The sequence below is a fragment of the Bradyrhizobium sp. SRL28 genome, assembly GCF_018596315.1.
Taxonomy (GTDB): Bacteria; Pseudomonadota; Alphaproteobacteria; order Rhizobiales; family Xanthobacteraceae; genus Bradyrhizobium.
On record NZ_JAHEAG010000018.1, the window covers coordinates 56,961 to 79,105 of the forward strand.

At 60.9% G+C, this 22,145-nt stretch carries 23 protein-coding genes; 9 read left to right on the forward strand and 14 right to left on the reverse strand.

The features are described 5' to 3' along the window. The first annotated feature begins 47 nt into the window (after window positions 1-47). From KIP88_RS28090 to KIP88_RS28100, 3 genes are all read left to right on the forward strand, one after another. Window positions 48-197 carry a hypothetical protein gene (locus tag KIP88_RS28090; RefSeq protein WP_214491321.1) on the forward strand — a complete coding sequence of 50 codons (150 nt, stop codon included), beginning with the start codon at window positions 48-50 and terminating at the stop codon, window positions 195-197. Between the two features lie 1,297 nt (window positions 198-1,494). Continuing rightward, the gene (locus KIP88_RS28095; protein ID WP_214491322.1) at window positions 1,495-2,061 is read left to right on the forward strand and encodes a hypothetical protein; all 567 of its coding nucleotides are present in this window, start codon (window positions 1,495-1,497) and stop codon (window positions 2,059-2,061) included. Between the two features lie 93 nt (window positions 2,062-2,154). After that, entirely contained in the window at window positions 2,155-2,454 is a 300-nt protein-coding gene (locus tag KIP88_RS28100) for a cytosolic protein (protein WP_214491324.1), read from the forward strand. Between the two features lie 230 nt (window positions 2,455-2,684). Here the strand turns inward: KIP88_RS28100 and KIP88_RS28105 are convergent, their stop codons facing one another. The 3 genes from KIP88_RS28105 to KIP88_RS28115 all read right to left on the reverse strand — a co-directional run bounded on the left by KIP88_RS28105 (window position 2,685) and on the right by KIP88_RS28115 (window position 5,058). Further along, complete coding sequence (locus tag KIP88_RS28105; protein ID WP_214491326.1) at window positions 2,685-3,515, reverse strand: hypothetical protein; 831 nt, start codon at window positions 3,513-3,515, stop codon at window positions 2,685-2,687. A gap of 310 nt (window positions 3,516-3,825) precedes the next feature. After that, window positions 3,826-3,975, reverse strand: a complete 150-nt coding sequence (locus KIP88_RS28110) for a hypothetical protein (protein ID WP_214491327.1) — start codon at window positions 3,973-3,975, stop codon at window positions 3,826-3,828. A 282-nt stretch (window positions 3,976-4,257) separates the two neighbouring features. Next, window positions 4,258-5,058, reverse strand: coding sequence for a transglycosylase SLT domain-containing protein (locus tag KIP88_RS28115; protein ID WP_214491334.1), 801 nt, complete (start codon window positions 5,056-5,058; stop codon window positions 4,258-4,260). On the opposite strand from KIP88_RS28115, the gene KIP88_RS28120 reads away from it, so the two are divergent. Then, on the forward strand, window positions 5,052-5,192 hold the full coding sequence (locus tag KIP88_RS28120) for a hypothetical protein (protein WP_214491336.1): 141 nt from the start codon (window positions 5,052-5,054) through the stop codon (window positions 5,190-5,192). The genes KIP88_RS28115 and KIP88_RS28120 overlap by 7 nt on opposite strands. 77 nt (window positions 5,193-5,269) lie before the next feature. On the opposite strand, the gene KIP88_RS28125 is transcribed toward KIP88_RS28120, so the two are convergent. From KIP88_RS28125 to KIP88_RS28145, 5 genes are all read right to left on the reverse strand, one after another. Continuing rightward, entirely contained in the window at window positions 5,270-5,506 is a 237-nt protein-coding gene (locus KIP88_RS28125; RefSeq protein ID WP_214491337.1) for a hypothetical protein, read from the reverse strand. A gap of 500 nt (window positions 5,507-6,006) precedes the next feature. Then, window positions 6,007-6,900, reverse strand: a complete 894-nt coding sequence (locus KIP88_RS28130) for an HAD family hydrolase (protein WP_214491339.1) — start codon at window positions 6,898-6,900, stop codon at window positions 6,007-6,009. Beyond that, window positions 6,897-7,565, reverse strand: a complete 669-nt coding sequence (locus tag KIP88_RS28135; RefSeq protein ID WP_214491341.1) for a hypothetical protein — start codon at window positions 7,563-7,565, stop codon at window positions 6,897-6,899. Before KIP88_RS28135 ends, KIP88_RS28130 begins: the two co-directional genes overlap by 4 nt. Window positions 7,566-7,588: 23 nt before the next feature. Next, window positions 7,589-8,389 (reverse strand): serine protease, encoded by an 801-nt coding sequence (locus KIP88_RS28140; protein WP_214491342.1) that lies wholly within the window; start codon window positions 8,387-8,389, stop codon window positions 7,589-7,591. Between the two features lie 267 nt (window positions 8,390-8,656). Beyond that, window positions 8,657-12,403, reverse strand: coding sequence for a vitamin B12-dependent ribonucleotide reductase (locus KIP88_RS28145; protein WP_214491344.1), 3,747 nt, complete (start codon window positions 12,401-12,403; stop codon window positions 8,657-8,659). Between the two features lie 711 nt (window positions 12,404-13,114). Here KIP88_RS28145 and KIP88_RS28150 point away from each other — a divergent pair. Together KIP88_RS28150 and KIP88_RS28155 are read left to right on the forward strand one after the other, a co-directional pair. Further along, window positions 13,115-14,014, forward strand: coding sequence for a DMT family transporter (locus KIP88_RS28150; protein WP_214491346.1), 900 nt, complete (start codon window positions 13,115-13,117; stop codon window positions 14,012-14,014). Window positions 14,015-14,179: 165 nt separating this feature from the next. Continuing rightward, entirely contained in the window at window positions 14,180-15,241 is a 1,062-nt protein-coding gene (locus KIP88_RS28155) for a ketopantoate reductase family protein (protein ID WP_214491348.1), read from the forward strand. A gap of 117 nt (window positions 15,242-15,358) precedes the next feature. Here KIP88_RS28155 and KIP88_RS46705 read toward each other — a convergent pair whose 3' ends face one another. The 5 genes from KIP88_RS46705 to KIP88_RS28180 all read right to left on the reverse strand — a co-directional run bounded on the left by KIP88_RS46705 (window position 15,359) and on the right by KIP88_RS28180 (window position 19,057). Further along, window positions 15,359-15,550: a type II toxin-antitoxin system RelE/ParE family toxin gene (locus KIP88_RS46705; RefSeq protein ID WP_308163660.1), complete on the reverse strand. Its 192-nt coding sequence runs from the start codon at window positions 15,548-15,550 to the stop codon at window positions 15,359-15,361. Between the two features lie 98 nt (window positions 15,551-15,648). Next, window positions 15,649-15,879: a hypothetical protein gene (locus tag KIP88_RS28165; RefSeq protein WP_214491350.1), complete on the reverse strand. Its 231-nt coding sequence runs from the start codon at window positions 15,877-15,879 to the stop codon at window positions 15,649-15,651. Between the two features lie 76 nt (window positions 15,880-15,955). Further along, the gene (locus KIP88_RS28170; protein ID WP_214491352.1) at window positions 15,956-16,294 is read right to left on the reverse strand and encodes an HNH endonuclease; all 339 of its coding nucleotides are present in this window, start codon (window positions 16,292-16,294) and stop codon (window positions 15,956-15,958) included. A gap of 105 nt (window positions 16,295-16,399) precedes the next feature. Next, window positions 16,400-18,634 (reverse strand): CHASE3 domain-containing protein, encoded by a 2,235-nt coding sequence (locus tag KIP88_RS28175; RefSeq protein WP_214491353.1) that lies wholly within the window; start codon window positions 18,632-18,634, stop codon window positions 16,400-16,402. A 15-nt stretch (window positions 18,635-18,649) separates the two neighbouring features. Continuing rightward, entirely contained in the window at window positions 18,650-19,057 is a 408-nt protein-coding gene (locus KIP88_RS28180; protein WP_214491355.1) for a response regulator, read from the reverse strand. Window positions 19,058-19,237: 180 nt separating this feature from the next. Here KIP88_RS28180 and KIP88_RS28185 point away from each other — a divergent pair, with 180 nt between their 5' ends. Next, complete coding sequence (locus KIP88_RS28185) at window positions 19,238-20,128, forward strand: DMT family transporter (RefSeq protein ID WP_214491358.1); 891 nt, start codon at window positions 19,238-19,240, stop codon at window positions 20,126-20,128. 61 nt (window positions 20,129-20,189) lie between these two features. Here the strand turns inward: KIP88_RS28185 and KIP88_RS28190 are convergent, their stop codons facing one another. Then, a complete protein-coding gene (locus KIP88_RS28190) occupies window positions 20,190-20,882 on the reverse strand; it encodes a BA14K family protein (RefSeq protein WP_214491360.1) in 693 nt (230 codons plus the stop codon). Between the two features lie 280 nt (window positions 20,883-21,162). Here KIP88_RS28190 and KIP88_RS28195 point away from each other — a divergent pair, with 280 nt between their 5' ends. Next, on the forward strand, window positions 21,163-21,573 hold the full coding sequence (locus tag KIP88_RS28195; protein WP_214491362.1) for an NADH:ubiquinone oxidoreductase subunit NDUFA12: 411 nt from the start codon (window positions 21,163-21,165) through the stop codon (window positions 21,571-21,573). Between the two features lie 73 nt (window positions 21,574-21,646). Continuing rightward, complete coding sequence (locus tag KIP88_RS28200) at window positions 21,647-22,087, forward strand: MarR family winged helix-turn-helix transcriptional regulator (RefSeq protein ID WP_214491364.1); 441 nt, start codon at window positions 21,647-21,649, stop codon at window positions 22,085-22,087. Window positions 22,088-22,145 lie beyond the last annotated feature (58 nt).

Genomic DNA, 22,145 nt, shown 5'->3' on the forward strand with positions numbered 1-22,145 from the left:
ATGAAAGGAGACATAGTCATTCCACAACCAAAGCGAGCGTAGCCCGGATGAAGCGCAGCGAAATCCGGGGCGGTGTTGGAGTGGTCCCGGATTGCGCTGCGCTCCATCCGGGCTACGTGTGCGTCATTGTGAGCGAAGCGAAGCAATCCATCGTGCCGCAGGTGGAGACATGGATTGCTTCGCTGCGCTCGCAATGACGTGGGCATGCTTTCGCGATCTCGCGGCATGTTTCACCCGAGGTTTGAAAACTCTGTTGCCCTCCGTTTGAAAAGAGGGCGCAGGGAAGACCGGGTGCTTGCCGCACCCGCGGTCTCGCGTGCCAGTGCACATGGCAAAAGCGCACACGAGCATACAGGTTCGGCGGGAGCATCCCGGCCTTCCCTGCGCAGTGGCTTTACGGCTTACTTCGCGCTCTTCCCGGAGAACGGCTCTCTTGCCTCCGTCGCCTGCGCTTCTTATCGCAAGCTTAGCGCCAGCACCGCGGCGCCCGAACCACGCGACTTCACCGTACGCGTCGGGCGCGTGCGTCTCGCGCGCCTTCCGCGTCCACCGCATCCCACCGCGCGTTCGTGACGTGCGCAACGCCCCTCTCATCGGGTGAGACGGGCGGAGTCAAACCACTGATTTGCCCGACAACGAAAGCGAAATATTTTTAGCAAGGGCACTGGACAGGGGTTGGGTGATTTGCCCGTCGTGTTGTTTTGCCGCATGCGACGCGGCGAGATTTGACTTGCGCGCAGAGCAAATCAGCGGGCAGCGCCGAGGCTGGTTACGGCGGGCAGGCGTAGCCCGGATGAAGCCAACGGGTCGCGCGAATGCGCGCCCGATGACAGGCTCCGCGAAATCCGGGGTGGTGTCGGAGTGATCCCGGATTGCGCTGCACTCCATCCGGGCTACTTGCGGCATACGTGCTGCGCAACACGAAGCGAACCCGTTGTTAAGAATTGCCGCGCGCGGATTTGCGCGATTCCGATTCGTTCTTTGAGAACAAAATAGAGTCGGACGTAGAACGCAGGCTCAACCGGCTTTGGATCGGCCGGCCGATGATGGAATGATTTTGCCTTCATCCGCTTATGGATCGGCAAGTTTGGTCAGATCCCGCATGGCGGGATAGGTCAGGCCAGTTGACGATACACACCGCGCTTTCCAGACATGATGGCTGACGTCGGGCGCACTTGATGCTACCATGCGGCTCGCTCGGATCGTGCGGGTTATGCCTTCTTGCAGGTGTGTAAACCGTTCATCGGCCCTGTCTTAAGTCCGGTTCTGCGAGACAACGTCGTGAACCGGCGATCGGAGCCACAATCTCCCACATACTTCGCCCGTCTGCGGCGAAGCGCCGTTAGAGCATGATCGCGTCGGCGTTCAGCGCCTGCGCGAAGTTCGACATCAGCAAGGACAACGATATGCGCCTTACGTGCCAGCACGTCGTCTCTAACTCCGCGGCAGTTCGCGGCATAGGCGTGAGCCGCCGCCTGATCCAGGGAGGAACCAATGAGGCCCATCAACCCAAGCAAATACGCGATACCCGCCGCAGCGATGACACTTGCGAAAGCGACGCTCCTCGCCGGGGCACTGGTAGCCATTGCTACCGCGGCTGCCCTGGGACAGCCGATTGAAAAGAAGGGGACTACGCCCTACGTGACGCACTTCATTTTCAAGCCGTTGATGAGCATCGACATCTCCGGACTCGGTACGGCCACCACGCTGGAGGCGGTCGGGACTACCGAAAACATGAAGGGCGAGAAGATGCTGGACAAGATGTCGGCCCATTGCGTAGCGCTGAACGTGGCGTCCGGCGACAAGAAATACATCGACGGCGCCTGCGTGCTGGCCGACAGCGACGGTGACAAGATTTTCTCGACCTTCGATACGCGCGACCTCGATAAGTCGCAGCCGAAAATGGATTGTGGCACCCACATCATCACCGGCGGTACCGGGAAGTATAAGGGGATCACCGGGAGTGAGCCATTTGCCTGCATAACCATGCCTGCGCCAGCTGGCCCGGGCGGCTATTTCGCGATGGACATCCCGCATAACACAACGTGGGAAATCAAATAAGAACTCGATCCGGGGGCAGCGAGCGTAGCCCGGATCTCGCTTCGTTCATCCGGGCTACTCGCTGAGTTCAGTCCAACCGCGAAGGAGTATCCGATGAAATCGCTTTTGCTGCTCACGGCGAGCGGTCCGCTACTCATTCTCACATCGCACGAGTCCTTACGCGATCAGCAGCTTCTTGAGGTGCTCAAGCACAAAGGGATCGGCAAGTTCGTTGCGTTTGAGGTTCCATTGTCGCTCGCCAGGGAGCGCTACGGCGGGCATTTTCACGCGGTCGAAAGCAATCTGCACGAGACAGATGATTTGAGGATCCTCGACTTCAACGGCCAGCGGATCTTTCAGCTCTTCCGTTTCGATGAACTCGGTTCACCGATCCTGCAAGAACAGCGAGTGTAGCCCGGATGAGCAACGGGTCGCGCGAATGCGCGCCCCGCGACGAGCGCAATTGCGCTCGCACAGGGATGACAGGCTCCGCGATATCCGGGGTGATTGTCAGAGTTGTCCAGGGAGTAGGGCGGGTTAGCGTAGCGTAACCCGCCGACTTGGTCGCTTGGAACGGCGGATTACGCCTTCGGCTAATCCGCCCTACGCTTGCTCCGCTTGTTGAGCTACGGCGGACAGGTCGGCTAATGCACCCGACGCGCAGCGTGGCCGTCATGCGAAAATCGTCGGGTCAATCCCCAGACAATTGCGGCCGTGGCTGCCGTCGCGATCAGATGTTTCAAGGTGTGTCCGGTGACGAAACCGAAAGCGTTCGCGATCTCGTGGTCGAGCACCTCGACGACCTTGGCCAGGATGTACAGCACCATCGCGGTGGCGAACGCGATGCGATCGGTGCGCGGGGCGCGATGGATCGCTTGCCATAGCGGGATGAGGATGAGTGGGAGCCCTTGCAACAGGAGATATGGTCGCAGGTCGCCCGCGCCGTTCCTGTCGGTGATGGCCCACCACGCGACGCTGGCGACGGCGTAAAGGGCGAGAACGATCACGTCGATTCCGGTCTTCGATCCGCCCTGGGTGTCTCCGCGGACGCCGACGAGCAGGCCGACGCAAACCAGCGCGATCGGCAGCCTGTCCCAGATCAGGCTGATATTGTCGGGGGCGAGATGATAGAACGCGGACCCGAAAGCGGTCAGGAACAGTCCGACCAGGAACAGCCTGTAGCCGGGCCATCCGGCGCGCAACTGGTCGCTGGCGCGTCGGGGCCGCAATGTCAGCCAGCCCCAGATCGCGACCAGAGCGAACCCCGCGTTGGAAAACACATCGGCTGCGTGGGGAATGCCTGACACGGCCGACTGGTCGGCGAATTCGTTGTAATGCGCCGGCTGCGCAATGCGTCCGTGCAGCGCCAGGATCACAATCATGCCGACGGTGATGATCGTCGGAGCGTGCTTGATCCATGCGGCCATGGGGTGGCCCGGACCGATCGAGACGTCCATACCGGGGACGGGTTGCATCGTCGGCTTCTCCAGTACTTGAGCGTTGCTCAAGTATGAGTAGTCCGAAAATGAACAATGTTCAACAAGAATTTTCGATAGGAGCTTTGGCTGGGGATGACCGACCTTGTCGTCGATACGGCCGGGGCGACCTCTTCTCGTGCATCATGGTCTGTATTCAATGATTGTCATTCTATCTGTGGTTGAGAGAAGTTCCAGCGAGTTGCGAGTAGGGCGGGTTAGCGAAGCGTAACCCGCCGACTCGGTCGCGCAGAACGGCGGATTACGCCTTCGGCTAATCCGCCCGACGCTTGCCAATCGTCCTTGCGGGCTAGCGTTTGCTCTCGCTCAGTCGTGTCATCGCTGCCTTTACTTTGAGGGCGTAGCTGTCGGCTTGTTGTTTCTCTGCCGTGACAGGTTGAGAGGTGATTTCAGTGATCTCTAGAACGACTTCGGTAATGGGCTTGCGCGACATAGGCATGAGCATCTCCCACTGAATAAATCGCATTGAACGCATTCGGGGATGAGGAGCGGGAAGCGCGAAATCGAACCGGCCTCTTTGGCTGGAATCCAACGCTCCACCATTGAGCTACACCCGCCGAGAGCCGAAAACGAAGCCGCCAGGCAGAGGGCAATTCGCCTGGCGGCTTCGCTGGCGTGGACCCAGATGACTTGGGGGAAATCATCCGGTAATCGGAATCTATTCGGCTTGCGTAGTGTGGCAACCAAACTCGCGCGTTAAGCTTGATGTGCGCTCTGCAGGTTAATTCTGGAACCCGCCATCGGCCGCCAGGCGCTTGAACTGCCGCTTCATCGCATTGACCCTGACGATATAGGCTGTGACGAGATGATCGCCGCACCGCTCGCCGGGCATCATTTGAAAGTTGCGGCGCGCGAAGGCTGTGGCGGGACCCCCGCCGCAAAGATGGATAAACGCGGCGAGATCCTGCCTCTGCTGCAGGCTTGCCGGCACGTCGGGGACGCGGGCGAGAACCGCCGCGACATTGCGAGCCAGATACACGGACGCGAGCTCAGTGGCGTGGCTCGGGATCGCGCGGATAGTGAGGCTGGTGAACCCGCAGCCGGTATTTGTGACCGCATTCTCTCGGACGCAGGACCGCGCGGCCTCGGCGTAGGCCGGATCGGTCATCTGGAAGAGGCCGACGGCGCTGGAGGCGGGCCGGTAAATCGCGAAAGGATTCAGGCTCAATCGCCAGCGCCAGTAGGTGCGCGCCACCGGGTTGCCTGAACTCTCGACCTGCGCCAGCGCGGCCAGCAATTCGGGCGTGATCGTACTGGTGGAATAGGCGCGGAAGAGCGGTCCGTATTGCCGCCACGTCTCGGCCGGCTCCTTGTCGAGCGCGCCGCCAACGACGGCAAACAGCTCAGTCGGTTTGCGGATCACCTGATAGACAAGGTTCGTCAGCGCGATGAGCACAAGCAGGATCGCCACGACGCCAACGATCCGAGCCGCCCGCGGTGCTCTCGCGAGCTTCCGTCGCGCCCACCGCGCACCGCGCCGCCAGCGGCGGAGGCGTGGGAAGCTCTTGCTTTTTCTTGACATGCGTCTTTTGCACAATAACGAAACGTGTCGCGCTGACGATCTTCTATCCGGATTCGGCTGGCTTCGCGGAGTTCATGAAGGCGGACAACGAGGACAACGGCAAGGCGCTGAAGTCGCTCGGGCTGGCGAAGTAGGTGAATGAAGTGAGTAATAGCGAGTAGGGCGGGGTAGCCAGGCGTAACCCGCCGACGCGGTCGCGCAGAACAGCGGATTACGCCTTCGGGTAATCCGCCCTACGCTTGCTGATTTTCTCGAACAGCGTGAAAAATTTCAGTGCCGCCTTGTGCAACGTCTCACTCTGACGGTCAAGAATGCGTGCCAGGTGGGGAGGTGGATTTCCGCCGTAGTAAGCACTCATGAGCGGTGGAAGAATGGTCCAGACCATCAGAGCGATGAAGCCTAGGATGAGAGCTGTTTTCAAGAACTGCGCCATCAATGCACTCTGCATTTTTGGCTTCTTTCGCGGGAAAGCGGCTCTTGTGTTGTCAAGGCACAGCAAACCCGGCTCGGAAGCCAGTAGTTTGAAGTGCTTGACGGCGCTCGTCCCCATCAAAACCGTAAGCGGGTGAACATAGCTAAAGGTCGGGACACCTTACCCCGAGCCTCGGGGCGGCAGTCTAGACGAGCTTGGCCACAGCGTGTGGCCCACACCGCAATTAAGAACGGTTTTGCTATGTTCAAGGATCGAACCGGAATTTTCGGCTGGTAAGACGTTCTCAACCCTCAGCCGGGCCATAGCCGGCAGCGAGTAGGGGCGGGTTAGCGAGGCGTGACCCGCCGACTTCGTCACTTAGAATGGCGGATTACGCCTTCGGCAAATCCCCTTACGCTTGCTCGCTGACAGTGCCTAACAGTGGGAACGAGCTACGGCGCCGACAAGACTCCGATCGGCCAGACATCGCTGCGCCAATCAGGATTACGCTCGCTAAGCAGCGCTATTGATGATGTTTATGACGTCCGCTGTTGCCTCCTCGTCAAAGTGCCGGTTGGCCCATCGAGCACGGTTAGAATCTCGCCGATGGACCGCTCGCAGACGAAATCCGGTTTGATTTTCTCTGCTTCTGCGACGTAGTTCTTTTCCCTCTGAATGTCTTCAGTCGTCCAGTGCGAGATACGAACGAGCTTTTCATACATAGTACTATCTTTGTGAACCCCGTACTTTGCCCAGATTGCAAAACAGTCTGCCTTCTTAGCCATCAAAACATCTCTTGATATGCTGTCACCAATGTACGCGATGGATGACGTAATCTTATTTTCGACTCTGGCGATCTCAAACAACACCCGGGGGTCCGGTTTCGTTTCATCGGCAGGTAGCTCAGTGGTTATGTGAATCAAATTATCTTCGGGTGGCGGTCGCACTGGAAAAGGTGAATCGTTCTTGCTTTTGGCGCGGCAGAAGATGTGTTGGAATACGTTTGCTAGCCCTAATTGACGGATTCGATGGAGCGTTGCGAAGTAACTGCTATCTGTAAAAGCTATCAAGGTAATATCGCGCGTTCTAAGCTCATCGAGCGTCGTTCGTACATCCGGAAATAAAGCCAGGTTTTCTTTTCGCGTCTTATTGAACGCATGAAAGGCTGGGTCGAGGACCTGCAGAGCTTGGGAGGATCTTTCTTGAGATACGAACTCTTGTACAGTTTTCGTTTCAAGCAGACTAAATGGATGCTCCACGTCGTGATGCTTGACGTGCACGGATCGAAGCTCGTCTAGCAATGCATCTCGGTCGCACTTCAGGATCGATGTCGCGACATCTACCATCGCATAGAATGCAGGTAGAAATGATGCGTACCAATCGTACAGAGTATTGTCTAAATCGAAGACTGCCAACTCGACCCGTTTCATCCGACCGCCTTCAAGAAATTGGTTGCAACGAAGATAAGAAGCGCAAGAAATGCCAAGAAGAAAAAGATGAAATCATAGAACCATCGGAGCTTGTCGCCAGCATTGCGTTTATCGCGACCCACATAGTTGTAAGAGTGTTCCGGGCCGAGCTCTACAGCGGCATCCGAATGTCGGCTGAAGTGAGAGATCGCTTCGGTCATTCCCTTCGTGAGCCCGACAATATGCACGATGTGTCTCTGTTCGAGGTCTTCGCCAAAGCTAACGGCTCCGCGAAGCATTTGATGATAGACGCCGAGATCGAGCCGTCGAACTGCATAGACTGCTGCAGCCGCGGCAACAATAATTGCCAGGGATACATGTAGAACTATCGCGTGGCCGCAAACTGAGAAGGAGTATGCATAGACTGATCGTGCTGCGTCGGATTCACTCGATCCTCCTGGGGATCGTATGAATAAATAAAGAGCTGCGCCCAAGCTCGCTGCAACGAATGTTAGACCTAGTTGTCTGGACTTTACGCACATGTCGTTGAAGTGTTTTTGAGTGTCGACCGCTTGCTTCCAAATTTCGACCAGTAGCTTGTTGTGTGCCTCGGTGCCGTCATCGGCGGACGTTGTCGGATGGGATTTGGATGATTGATTGTCATCGTCATCAGGAATTTCCGGCATATTTACCCTCTATTGGCTCAGCGTTAGTTGGTCTCTTTCTTTCCAATCGCTATCCAAGGCAACGGGTCGATGCCGAGGATCTTCTTATGGTGCTGTCGTTGAAAATCGGGGTATAGATCGTTTATCGCTAGGCAATGAATGATTGCCTCAATCGAAAGAACGGCAAAGAATCCGATCTGCTCCGGAAGGTCGCCGTCGAGAAATGATGATGTAATCACACCAAGGGCATCGCCGTCCTCATGTATTGCGACTCCTCCGCTAAAGCCTCCTCTTGGCGTGGCGGATAGTATGAAGTGAATGAATGGCGCATGTCGCGGAACGACAAAGGCGTTGATCTCAGCTCTGGCTGCAATAAGTGCAGGAGAATTCGTCAATGGAATCGGCGGGTATCCGAGGACAATTGCATCAGACAGCTGCCAGTTGCCGCGATAGACCCAATCGTCGAAATGAACACCTAGCTTAATCGCGCCAACGTTGGCATGCGTCTTCTCCACTCGAAATACGGCTACATCGACGTCAGGATGATCGTGATACTTGGGGCCCTCAATGATCTTGAGGGGTTCCAACCAATGACTCATAAGGGTGGTGCGTTCTGCGCCCCAAGCCTTCTTATGTTGCTCCGCTCGCTCGTCCGGATTTTCTAACTTAAGAACATCGCGGAAGTATTCTTCGGCAGAAATACCTATCGGTTCTGTAATCTTGATTTCAAGAATCTCGTTATTTTCGACCACATGTCGGGCAGTTACAAACACATTGTTGCCGACGTGGAAAGCTGAACCAATTCCACGCGAGCCATCCGGTTTGCAAATATCGATGTACGCCATGGCGTCTGCATGTCGTGCGAAGAGAATTCTTGCAGCTCGACTATCCAATGCTCCTCCGAGCAAATGTTTGCGGGATAGATGGTAAGCTCATAGCGCCAATGTACGAATTGCGCTTGATCTGGCGACTGACGACTTCCGATGTTGGTTGTTCGGTAGTACAATTATAGGTTCTCAAAGCACTCCATGTAAATCGGTACTATGCAGAAGGGCGGCTTCGCAGCCGCCCTTTGCTTCGTGTATTAATCCAAGCTCGGTAGAACGATTAGCTCAAGAGCACCCCGTCGTGCTGCCACACGTATCGCACTTCATGCACGTCCCATTCCGCACCAGCGTGAAGTTGCCGCACTCCGAGCACATCTCGCCTTCGTAGCCCTTGGCCTTGGCTTCCGCCCGGCGTTCGGCCTTGGATGGTGCGACGGCCACCGCCGCGCTGCCGGACTTGCTCCATTGCAGGGCTTCCAGCTTTTCTGTCGGCGACAGGTCGTGCTGGGTTTCCTGCTTTAGCGCGACCGCGCCTTCATGCGCGTCGGAGGCGCGGGCGCTGGGGCCGTGTCCGCCGATCGCGGTGACGTTGCCGGAGCCGCGGGCGTCGACGTCGACGCCGCGCATGACCACCAGATTATCCGTGCGCGAGCGGGTCAGGCCCTTGGACAGATACTTGTTGGCCTGGTGGCCGCCGTCGGACGGCTCCTTGCCTTCCTCGACGCCTTTGCCCATCGCGTCGAAGTTGGACTCAGAGGGATCGACATGGGCGAGATCGAAGCGCGACATGTAGCTGACCGCGAGTTCGCGGAACACATAGTCGAGGATCGAGGTCGCGTACTTGATCGAGTCGTTGCCCTGCACGGGCCCCGCCGGCTCGAAGCGGGTGAAGGTGAAGGCGTCGACATACTCTTCCAGCGGCACGCCGTATTGCAGGCCGAGCGAGACGGCGATGGCAAAGTTGTTGATGAAGGAGCGGAGTGCGGCGCCTTCCTTGTGCATGTCGATGAAGATCTCGCCGAGACGGCCGTCGTCATACTCGCCGGTGCGGAGATAAACCTTATGCCCGCCGACGACCGCCTTCTGGGTGTAACCCTTGCGTCGGTCAGGCATCTTCTCGCGCTCGCGCATCACGACGATACGCTCGACCAGTTTTTCGACGATCTTTTCCGAGACCTGCGCGGCGCGCGCCGCCATCGGCTTGTCGTAATACGCCTCGGTCGCATCTTCCTCGTCGTCATCATCGCTGATGAGCTGCGAGTTCAAGGGCTGGCTCAGCTTCGAGCCGTCGCGGTAGAGCGCGTTGGCCTTCAGCGCGAGCTTCCAGGACAGCAAATAAGCCGCCTTGCAATCCTCGACGGTGGCGTCGTTCGGCATGTTGATGGTCTTGGAGATCGCACCCGAGATGAACGGCTGCGACGCCGCCATCATGCGGATGTGGCTCTCGACCGAGAGATAGCGCTTGCCGATCTTGCCGCAGGGGTTGGCGCAGTCGAACACTGGATAGTGCTCGGCCTTCAGATGCGGCGCGCCTTCGACCGTCATCGCGCCGCAGATATGCACGTTGGCGGCCTCGATCTCGCGCTTGCTGAATCCAACAGCTGAGAGCAGGTCGAAGCCGGGGGCTGCGATGGCTTCCGGGGCGATGTTGAGCGTCTCGCGCAGAAAGTCTTCGCCAAAGGTCCACTTGTTGAAGGCGAACTTGATGTCGAACGCGGTCGGCAGCGCCTTTTCGACCTTGGCCAGCGCTTCGTCGGTGAAGCCTTTGGCCTTCAGCGTGGAGACGTTGATGCCGGGCGAATTGGAGAGCGAGCCGTGGCCGACGGCGTAGGCCTCGATCTCCGCGATATCAGCCTCGCTGTAGCCGAGCGTCCGCAGCGCCACGGGGACTGCCTGGTTGATGATCTTCCAGTAGCCGCCGCCGGCAAGCTTCTTGAATTTCACCAGCGCGAAGTCAGGCTCGATGCCTGTGGTGTCGCAATCCATCACGAGACCGATGGTGCCGGTCGGCGCCACCACCGTGGTCTGCGCGTTGCGGTAGCCGTTGAGCTCGCCGAGTTCGAGCGCCTGGTCCCAGGCGGCCTTGGCGTGGGCGATGACGTCGGCTTGCGGGCAGGAGGCGTGATCGAGCGGCACGGGATTGACGGCCAGCGCCTCGTAGCCACGGCTCTCGCCATGCGCCGCGCGGCGATGGTTGCGGATCACGCGCAGCATGTGCGCCGCGTTCTTCTTGTAGCCGGGGAAGGGGCCGAGCTCCTTCGCCATTTCGGCCGAGGTGGCATACGAGACGCCGGTCATGACCGCGGTCAGCGCGCCACACAGCGAGCGGCCTTCCTTGGAGTCGTAGGGAAGACCCATGGTCATCAGCAGGCCGCCGATGTTGGCAAAGCCGAGGCCCAGCGTGCGGAACTCGTAGGAGAGTTCGGCGATCGCCTTCGACGGGAATTGCGCCATCATCACGGAGATTTCGAGCACGATGGTCCAGAGCCGGCAGAGATGCTCGTAGGATTCGACGTCGAACCGCTTGGTGGTGGTCGAATAGAAGGTGATGAGGTTGGCGGAGGCGAGGTTACACGCCGTGTCGTCCAGGAACATGTATTCCGAGCACGGATTCGACGCGCGGATGTCGCCGGACGACTTGCAGGTGTGCCAGTCGTTCATGGTGGTGTTGAAGTGCAGGCCGGGATCGGCCGAGGCCCAGGCGGCGTGGCCGATCTTTTCCCAGAGCTCGCGGGCCTTCAGCGTCTTGGTGATCTTCTTGTTGGTGCGGCCGATCAGGTTCCAGTCGCCATCGGTCTCGACGGCGCGGAGGAAATCGTCCTTCAGCGAGACCGAGTTGTTGGAGTTCTGGCCTGATACCGTGAGATAGGCTTCCGAATCCCAATCGGTGTCGTAGGTCGGGAAGTCGATGTCCTTGTAGCCTTGTTTGGCGAACTGGATGACGCGCTTGATGACGTTGTCGGACACCAGCGCACGGCGCGCGAGCTTGATCTCGCGGCGCAGGGCAGGGTTCTTTTCGGGATCAAAACAGTCGTCGCCGGAGCCTTCGCAATTGACGCAGGCCTTCAGCACGGCTTTCAGGTGTTTTTGGTTGATCTTGGAGCCGGTGACGAGAGCTGCAACCTTCTGCTCCTCCTTCACCTTCCAGTCGATATAGGTCTCGATGTCAGGATGATCGGCGTCGACCACGACCATCTTGGCCGCGCGGCGCGTGGTGCCGCCGCTCTTGATGGCGCCGGCGGCGCGGTCGCCGATCTTCAGAAAGCTCATCAGGCCGGACGAGCGGCCGCCGCCGGACAGCTTTTCGCCTTCGCCGCGCAGGCGGGAGAAGTTCGAGCCGGTGCCGGAGCCGTATTTGAACAGGCGCGCCTCACGCACCCAGAGGTCCATGATGCCGCCCTCGTTGACGAGGTCGTCACCCACGCCCTGGATGAAGCAGGCGTGCGGCTGCGGATGCTCGTAGGCCGACTTCGACTTGGTCAGCTTCCCCGTGAACGGATCGACGTAATAGTGGCCCTGGCCGGGGCCATCGACGCCGTAGGCCCAATGAAGCCCGGTGTTGAACCACTGCGGCGAGTTCGGCGCGACCATCTGTTTTGCGAGCATGAAACGCAGCTCGTCGAAGAACGCCTGCGCGTCTTCTTCGGTGGAGAAATACTTGCCCTTCCAGCCCCAATAGGTCCAGCAGCCGGCCAGGCGGTCGAACACCTGCTTGGCGCTGAGCTCGCTTACGAAACGTTCGGATTCGGGGAGAAGCGCCAAGGCCTCGGTGTCGGGCACCGAGCGCCACAGCCAGGACGGCACGGTCTCTTCCTCGACCTTCTTCAGGCGCGCGGCGACGCCCGCTTTACGGAAATACTTCTGGGCCAGCACGTCGGAGGCGACCTGCGACCAGAACTGGGGCACTTCGACATTTTCCAGACGGAACACGATCGAACCGTCGGGGTTCCGGATCTCGGATGTCGTCAGCCTGAAATCAATCCCTGCATAGGGTGACTGGCCGGAAGTGGTGTTGCGCCGTTCGATTCGCATAGGTCGTGCCCCGTCTTCTGCCCGGTCCGCTTTTTCGCGGTTGCCGGATGTTATCAATGAGCGAACCTTCGGCACCAAGGTTGAGACAACCTTGGGCCTGAGATCCGCTAGCTCTACCGGTGGACCCGGCCCTGTTTTCTGTCTTCGCCACCCCAAGGGTTCGTCCCGCCGCCGGCGAGGCCAACCCCTTCCACTCAACTCGTCACCTGAGCCATTCGGCTCGTTTTTTTCAGCGCCCGGGTCGCCCCCATTTTTGGGCAGACGAACCCTCGATCCGTGCCTCGACCGGCTGACGGAGTGCGCGTTCAGGAACCCGTTTGGGAGCGACCGGCGGGACCCAAAACTCACTCGCGCCGAACAGGAAGAAAGCTAGGCCAAACCCGTCGCGCCCGTCAAGGACTAGTACGAGTTCCTGAATCAAATACTAAATATGGTGGAAAGTGAGGGATAACAGGGGGTGATGCCGCCCCTGTGATGGGCCCAAGTATCAGTGAGTCCTCAGGGATTCCCAAGGGAAAAAAATTATCCCCACCCTGTGGAGCAAGGCTTCGCCCGCTGTTCACAGGGCAGGTATTTTTTCAGCCATCGGGATTGCGCTTGCGAGACTCACGTAAGCCTACGGAGCGGGGAGGGCTGGCATGTCGGCGCACCCGTGGTCGGAGAGGCAGATAAGCGGCAAGGTGAGGGCCGATTCCACCCTTGCCGGGCTCCATGACAGAATCAAAACCCACCAGCGCGGGTGCGCGGATCGCGCCCGCAGGCCTGATGTTCCTCGCCATCACCTCGGTGGGCTGGGGCTTTAACTGGCCGGTCACAAAATACCTCCTGAGCGAGCTGCCGCCGCTGACCTTGCGCGGCTCGACCGGCATGATCGGCGCAGCGCTCCTGGCCGTGCTGGCGCTGGCGCGCTCCCAGAGCCTGAGGGTCGAGCGGCATTTGTGGCCGCGGCTGATGCTGGCGGCGCTGCTCAACGTCACCGGCTGGATGGTGCTGATGGGGCTGGCGCTGCTCTGGCTGCCGGCGAGCGAGGCAGCGCTGATCGCCTACACCATGCCGGTATGGGCCTCGCTTTTGGCCTGGCCGGTGCTCGGCGAGCGGCCGACGGTGCTGCGCACAGTGGCGCTGGTGATGGCGTTTGCAGGATTGGCCGCCATCATGGGCGGCAACGGCATCACGGCCACGACCGAAAAACTGCCGGGCATGATCATGGCGCTCGCCGGCGCGATGGGCTTTGCACTCGGCACGGTGCTGGCCAAGAAGCTGCCGGTGCCGCTGCCGCCGATCCCGGCCGCCGCCTGGCAGATCGGGCTCGGATGTTTCCCGATCGTCATCATCGGTTTCGCCATCGAGACCACGCATATCGAGCAGGTGAGCCAGCTCGGCTGGTGGCTGCTGGTCTATTCCACCGCGATCCAGTTCTGCATCGCCTATGTCAGCTGGTTTGCGGCACTCGCCCGCCTGCCGGCCTCGGTGGCGGCGATCGGCACCATGGCGGTGCCTGTCATCGGCGTCGTGGCGTCGGCGATTGCGCTCGGCGAGCCGCTCGGCCTGACGCAGATCGTGGCGCTGGTTTTCACGCTGGCCGGCGTGGTGCTGGCAACGCGGTCTTAAGGCAACTCTCTCCCTTTCAGTCCCGTCCTGGCCGCCGCAGGGGGCGAAATTGCGCCCTGCTATGTGATTGTAACGCCTATCAATTCGTTGTATGCCACGGACGAAATTTCGGCCCCACCTGCCTGGATCGGGGCATCAGAGACATCATCCCTGGAAAGAGAGAATATGGCGCGCAACATTTTGATCCTTGGGGCTTCGTATGGCTCCTTGCTGGCGACGAAGCTTTTGATGGCGGGTCACAACGTGACCCTGGTTTGCCGGAAGAAGACGGCCGACCTCATCAATCGCGACGGCACTGAAGTCCGCATCAAGCTGCGCGACGAGGCGGTGCACCGAGCGATCTTCTCGCGCGATCTGCCCGGCAAGCTGGACGCGACCACGCCCGCCGAGGTCAACCTCTCCCGTTACGACCTGGTCGGTCTTGCGATGCAGGAGCCGCAATACACCAACCACACGATCCGCGTTCTGATGATCAAGATCGCCGCCGCAGAGCTTCCTTGCCTTTCGATCATGAACATGCCGCCGCTGCCCTATCTGAAGCGCATCCCGGCGCTGGCGGACATGGACCTGGAGGAGGCCTATACCAATGCATCGGTATGGGAGCGGTTCAAGCCGGGACTGGTGTCGCTCTGTTCGCCCGATCCGCAGGCCTTCCGTCCGCCCGAAGAGGCGGCGAACGTCCTCCATGTTGGCCTGCCCACCAACTTCAAGGCCGCGGCATTTGCCGATGAGAAACACAACAAACTGCTTCGCGAGCTGGAAGCGGACATCGATGCGGTGAAGCTGGATGGCCAGGACGTTCCGGTGAAGCTCAAGGTGTTCGATTCGCTGTTTGTCCCACTGGCGAAATGGTCGATGCTGCTGACCGGCAATTACCGCTGCATCACGCCGAACGAGCCGCAATCGATCCGCGACGCCGTGCACGGCGATCTAAAACTCTCGCAGTCGATCTATGACCATGTCGACGGCATCGCGCGGCGACTGGGGGCGGACCCGACGGATCAGGTGCCGTTCGCGAAATATGCCAAGGCGGCAGAAAGCCTTCTCAAGCCCTCATCGGCCGCTCGCGCGGTTGCCGCTGGAGCGCCTTTCATCGAGCGCGTCGACCTCCTGGTGAAGCTGATCTCGCATCAGCTCGGCGCGCCCAGTGCCGAGATCGACCGCACGGTCGAGACCGTGGATCAGAAGCTGAACGAGAAGATCGTGGCGGGCGGATCCGGCTCGTAGTGACGGGCGCGTAAGCGCTGCTCGGGAAGGGCGCCACGGCGGATGGAGATAGGCACTACCCATTCGCCGCGGTGCCAGACGCTACGTCAAGTTCTGGGCCAGCACGCTTGACCGAACTCACTCCGATCGTATCTTGTCGGAAGGATCGCGCGCACCGTGACGCACCGCGTGAATGATGATTTCAGCGTCGGTCGTCTCGTAGAAGATGAGATATGGATAAGGTGCCGTTGCGACGCGCCGAATGGTAGGGTCGTCGGTTACGGCGCCAGCCAGCGGATACTGCAGGACCAGATCGGTGACGGCGCGAATTCAGGTATGGATGCGCGCAGCTCCCTGCGGGGAACGATCAGCGATGTAGTCCAGAATCGATGTAAGATCGGCGAGCGCGGGAAGCGTATGGCGCAGCCTCATAGGCCGTGCTTCGCCCATACGGCGCGCACCTGTTCATCTGTTGCGAATTCACCGCGCTCAGCAGCAGCCTTGGAGCGCGCAATCGCCTCGCGCTCGTCGGGGGAAAGCACAACCGGCGCAGCAAGATCGGAGCCCGCAAGCTGCATGATGGCACGTGCGATGTCGTCCTGGTCAGCCGACGGCAGGCGACGCACCGCTTCCACGGCTTCATCGAGGAGCTTTGTCATGGCCACAATATAAGGTCGCGAAACGTCGAAGTCGAGGAGTTGGCCGCGGGCGGGCTCCCGCTCGCAGTGACAGGCCCTAGACGTAAACTTGCTTCACCAATTCGGGCAGGATTTCTTTGAGCCGCCGGTGACTGATGAGCGGGGTGGCGGCGATCTCGGCTAGCCGCCGTTCAATATGGGGCCATTGATTTGTCTCGCGCGGGTCGGTGTCGTCCTTGGCGAGATTGCAGGGGTAACAGGAGAGCACGCGATTGCCCCGGATATTCTGACCTCCCTTTGAGAGCGGGATGAAATGGTCGATGCCGGCTCTGACTTTGCCGTCCCATTTGATTCTTGGGAGTCCAATGTTGCAGTAGGCGCATCGTCCACCCCAATCCACGTAGCAGCGCTTGTAGTTCAAATTGGGCACGGTCATTGGCTCTTCCGAGAATCCTTATATCCAAGGTTTTCCTTCACCATAGACTAACTCGGCACTCAAAACGACGCTGCTGGCGCGGAGAAGCTTGCGCCTTGTGCCGATTCACCCCGTCAGCGCGCGGCGGATCATGTTGGCCAATTGAGACTTGCGATACGGCTTGGTCAGCAGCAGCACGCCGGGATCGAGGCGGCCCTGATGCACGATGGCGTTGTCGGTATAGCCTGACGTGTAGAGCACCTTGATGCCGGGCCGGAGCTTCAACACCTTCTCCGCCAGTTCGCGGCCGGACATGCCGCCGGGCATGATGACATCGGTGAACAGCAGATCGAACGCCTGGCCGCCTTCGATCAGGTTCAGCGCCGCTGGTCCGTTGGCGGCGCCCACCGTGCGGTAGCCGAGGCTCTGCAATTGCGCGGTGACGAAATTGCGCACCAGCGCGTCGTCTTCCACCACCATGATGGTTTCGTTGCCATGCGGCAGCGGCGCCGCCACGGCTGGTGCTGCCTCGATCTGGCCGCGGGCAGGCGGCAGATAGAGCTTGATCGTGGTGCCGTGGCCGATCTCGCTGTAGATCCGGATGTGTCCGCCCGATTGCTTGACGAAGCCGTAGACCATGCTCAGGCCGAGGCCCGAGCCCTTGCCGACCTCCTTGGTGGTGAAGAACGGCTCGAACACCTTGTCCAGCACCTCCTGCGACATGCCGGCGCCGTTGTCGCTGACCGCGAGCATCACATAGGGGCCGGGCTTCGAGTCCGGATTGGCCTGCGCATAGGCTTCGTCGAGTACGACGTTGCGCGTCTCCAGCAGCAGCTTGCCGCCGTTCGGCATCGCGTCGCGGGCGTTGATCGCCATGTTGAGCAGGGAGTTGGCGAGCTGCGAGGCGTCGATATGGGCGGTCGCCACTTCCTGCTCGAGGATCGAGTCGACCTCGATCTGCTCGCCGAGCGTCGGCCGAAGCAGTTTTGCGATGTCGAGCACGGTGGCGTTGATGTCGACATTGCGCGGCTGCAGCGGCTGGCGGCGGGCGAAGGCGAGCAGATGCTGGATCAGCTCGCTGCAGCGTTCCGCCGCCTGGTCGATCAATTCGGCCGTCTTCTGCAGCGCCGGTTCATGCGTGAGGCCCGCAACCAGCGTTTCGGTGGTGCCGGTGATCACCGTCAGCATGTTGTTGAAATCGTGCGCGACGCCGCCGGTGAGCTTGCCGATAGCGTCAAGTTTCTGCGATTGCAGCAGCTTGTGCTCGGTTTCGCGCGAGGCGGTGGCGTCGTGATAAACCAGCGCCGCGCCGCTGATGGCGCCCGAGCCATCGCGCAAGGGCCGGCCGCTGATCATGAGATGAACGGGCGGATTGCCGCTGACGGGGCGCACCACGATTTCGGTGGCGTCGAACGCTTCGCCGCGCAATGCCCGCGAGGCGGGCATGTCATGGACAAGCACCGGGGTGACGCCGTCGGCATGAAAAACCGTGCTGAGCGAGCGCAGCAGCTCGACCGTCATCCCCGGCCGGTAGCGCAGCATCTTCTCTGCGGCCGGGTTGGAGAGCAAAATCTCCCCCTTGGGGTCGATGACGAGCACCGCCTCCGCCATGCTGTGAAAGGTGCTCCGCAGCACGGCGGCCGAAAGCCTGAGTTCGTCATGCGCGGCGACCAGATGCTCGGTGCGCTCGGCGACCGCTGCCTCCAGCGCCTCGTTGGTGGCCTGGGTGGCGCTCAGCGAATCCTGCAGTTCCTGCCGCGAACGGCGGGTCGACACCGTCAGAACGGTGGCGAGGATCAGAATCAGCGCGACGCCGGCGAGATCGATCGCCAGCAGGATGCTTCCGTTGGTTTCGGATTCGGCGCGCCTGGCGAACAGCAGCCTGCGCTCTTCCGCCACCGCCTTTTCGAGATTGCCCGCGATCGCGGCCGTCGCCGCACGGTCCTCTTGGCTGACAAGTGCTGATATCGCGGCGCCGTCTCCCGCTGTCCGGAGTCTGATCAACTCGCCATTGACGGCAATCTGTCGCTCCATCAGCGCCTTGGTCTCTTCGATCAGCCGCTTTTCGGTCGGGTTGTCCTTGACGGCATCGATCAGTGCGTCCAGGGCCGGCAGGATCGCGTCGCTGGCGGCGCGATATTCCGTGGCAAATACCTGATCGCCGCTGAGCGCAAAGCCCCGCGCCGCGCTTTCAGCCCGGCGCAGCAGCGGCCGCATGTCCGAGGCCTTCCCGAGTATCCCGAGCGCACGGTCGACGGAGGCCGAATCGGACCGCGACTTGAGATCGAGACCAATCGAGGCAGCACCGATAATGAGGAGGATAGCGAGGCCAATTCCAAGGATGATACGCTGCGAGGGCATTGCCAGTTGCTTACTTCACTTTTTCGAGTGGCGCGCGGTGGCTTTCGGTGTGGTGATGCACTGATTGACCGAGGTCAACAGCGCGTCCGGCGTGAAGGGCTTGCGCAGGCAGCATGCCGCGCCGAGTTCGATGGTCATCCGCAGGAAATCTGGCGCGCGTTCGGCGTTGGCGAAGGCGTAGCCCGACATCGCGATGATCGGTATGTGCGGCTTGCGCTCGTAAAACATCCGGATCGATTCGAAGCCGCGCATATGCGGCATGAATACGTCGATCAGCATGACGTCGAAATCGGAGGCTTCGAGTGCGCGCATTCCCGCTTCACCACCGTCGGCAACGGTGACCTCGAAACCCTTGCGCGTCAGACAGACCTCGATGGCAACGCTCACCATCGGGTCGTCATCGACCACGAGAACGCGCGGCACGATGATTCCTTCTTCCTCGGGCGGCGGCCAGATGACCGGCACATCCCATGTGACGATTAAGTCGAAACGCCGACAGGTCGTCTGTATGCTAGAGTGCACATAAAAGTTGTTGAGGGCAATTCCGTTTCGCTATGTCAGAACGAGAGCAAATGTACCTCCGGTTCCGGATCTAAGCCTGCCATGTCCCCGATCAATCGCGCGGGGCGGCTGTCGCCGCTCGGGCTTATCGTGCTTGCCGTTGCATCGGTCGGGTGGGGCCTCAACTTTCCCATCATGAAACACTTGCTGACGGAATGGCCGCCATTGTCCTCGCGCGGGCTGTGCGGTATCGCCGGCGCCGCGGCGCTGGCGCTGTTTGCGCTCGCGCGGCGGCAGAAATTGAGCGTGCCGCGGCCGATGTGGCTGCGGTTGCTGCTGGTCTCGATGCTGACGATCGGCGGCTGGGTCGCGTTCATGGGGCTGGCGCTGTTGTGGCTCAATGCCAGCGAGGCCGCGGTGCTCGGCACATCGATCCCGGTCTGGGTGGCGCTTCTGGCATGGCCGATCCTGGGGGAGCGGCTGTCGCCGCTGCGCGCCGTCGCGCTGACGGTCGCGCTCGCCGGCATCGCCGTGCTGATCGGCGGCAACGGCCTCGAGGCCAGCGTCGAGAAGTTGCCGGGCATCGCGTGTGCGCTGGCTGGCGCGGTATGCGTCGGCCTCGGCACCGTGCTGACCAAGCATTTCCCGCTGGCGATGCCGTCGCTGTCGCTGGCCGCTTGGCAGGTCGGGCTCGGCTGCCTGCCGATCGCGATCGTTGGGCTTGCGGTCGAGCAGCCGCAACTGGCTGCGCTGTCACACGTCGGCTGGGTGTCGCTGCTCTATATGACGCTGATCGCGTTCTGCCTTTGCTACGTGTGCTGGTTTGCCGCGCTGGAACGGCTTCCGGCGGCGACGGCCTCGATCGGAACCTTGCTCGTTCCCGTCGTCGGGGTGCTTGCGGCCGCAGTGATGCTGCATGAGCCGCTCGGCCTGCGCGAGATCGCGGCGCTGGTGTTCACGCTGGGCGGCGTTGCGGTGGCGCTGCGCTCGTAATCTTGCAACGAAAAGGGGCGGCGCACCGTAATGCGCCGCCCCTCGAACTTACGATATCATGTTATTGCGCGGGGCAGGGGTGCCGCTGGCCGTCATAGCCGAGATAGGTTCCTGACGCCGGATCGTAGGATTTGTACCGCTGCATGCAGTACGCCACGGCATCATCGCCGGCCGGGGGCGCTGCGGCGACCACGCTGTCGTCGTAATACCCATACGAGTCGTCATAGTAGGGGCTGCCGTAATAGCCATAGGTCGAGCCGATGCCAACGCCGACCGCGACACCCGGCCAGAAGCCGCCGTGACGGTGCCGATGATAATGGCGATAGCCGCCGCCCTGCCAGCCGCCGCCCGCGACGGCTCCTCCGCCGACGACGGGTCCGGGCCGGACTACGCCGGGTCTGCCTACACCAGGGGTGCCTGCAATGGCGCCAGGCCTAAAGCCGCCACCACCGCCGGGCGCAACGGCCATGCCGCCGCCTCTAACGCCGCCACCGCCGCCGGGTGCAACGGCCATGCCGCCACCTCTAAAGCCGCCGCCACCGCCGCCGATAGCCGCGCCGCCACCACCGCCTCTAAAGCCACCGCCACCGCCCATAGCTGCGCCGCCACCGCCGCCGCCGCCGGCCCTGGCACCGCCGCCACCGGCCACCGCGCCGCCTCTATCCTGCGCCTGGACGGCGCTGATACCCGGCGCGACCAACGGCAACACAAGCGCAATCGCCGCCGCTGTACTCAAAACTTTCAGATTGATCATTGTCGACTCCATTTACGGGATATAGGCCCTAACCCGTTCAGCGGGCGGACGTTCCCGAGCCCGCGTCTTGATTGCGCGCAGGCTGAACCTGTCAGGTCGGAACTGTACGCGGAATGAACGGATTGCGCCGATTCCGCGACCATGCGCGGGCGCGATCGGGCCGTGCAAAGGGCCGGTCCGGCAGGGCTGCAACAAGGCCTGCAATATCAGCCTTTGTCTGGACAATCCGGCGCTCCGGTGGCATCAGAGCGGCACGACATCTCGAACCGGCCGAGCCCTCATGAAGCTGTTTCTGCTGAAATTTTTCACCTGGTGGAGCGGTCAGACGTTCGGCACGCAATTGTGGACGTGGCGATTCGGCGAACTGGTCGGCCAGGACGAGCAGGGCAACAGCTACTATCGCACCAAGGGCCGCAAGATCGATCCGACGCTCGGCTTCGAGCGGCGCTGGGTGATCTATAACGGCTATGCCGAGGCGAGCCGGGTGCCGCCATCATGGCATGGCTGGCTGCATCACACCGTCGATGTCGCCCCGACCGAAGAGAGCTACACGCCGCGGGAATGGGAAAAGGCGCATGTTCCAAACATGACCGGCACGCCTGGGGCCTATCGTCCCTCCGGCTCGACGCTCGCCAGTGGCCGCCGTCCCAAGGCGACCGGCGACTACCAGGCCTGGACGCCGGGAAGCTGAACTCTCGATAAATTTACCCGTTTCTCGCCGCCACGGTCTTGCTGCACATTATAGGTGTATATACACTCATTGTATGAAACAGCATTCCGATCGCGATACCGACTACATGGCCGCAGCCGGCTGTTTCTGTCTCGCGTCGCGGCAAGCCGCGCGGAAGATCACCCGGCTCTACGATTCCTATATGCAGGGTTCTGGCGTCCGTGCCACGCAGTTCACGATCCTGTCGCAACTGATGCTCCGCGGCGAAATGCCGATCGGCAAGTTGGCGAGCTTTCTCGGGATGGAGCGCACCACGCTCAGTCGCAACCTGACCCTGCTGGAAGGGAAGGGCTGGATTTCGATCAACGCCGGCGAAGATCCGCGCGCGCGCGTGATCGCCATTACCGCACCGGGGCGCGGTGTCGTTCGGCGCGGGTTTCCCTACTGGTCTAAGGCGCAGGCGCATATCGGAAAGATGCTGGGCGCGGATGGCGAGGCCGCGTTGAAGCTTTTGAGTTCCCGAAATCTGGAGTGAGACGAACGGGACGTTGGCCGCGCTTCGTTCATCTCAATAGGTGTAACTACACATAAAG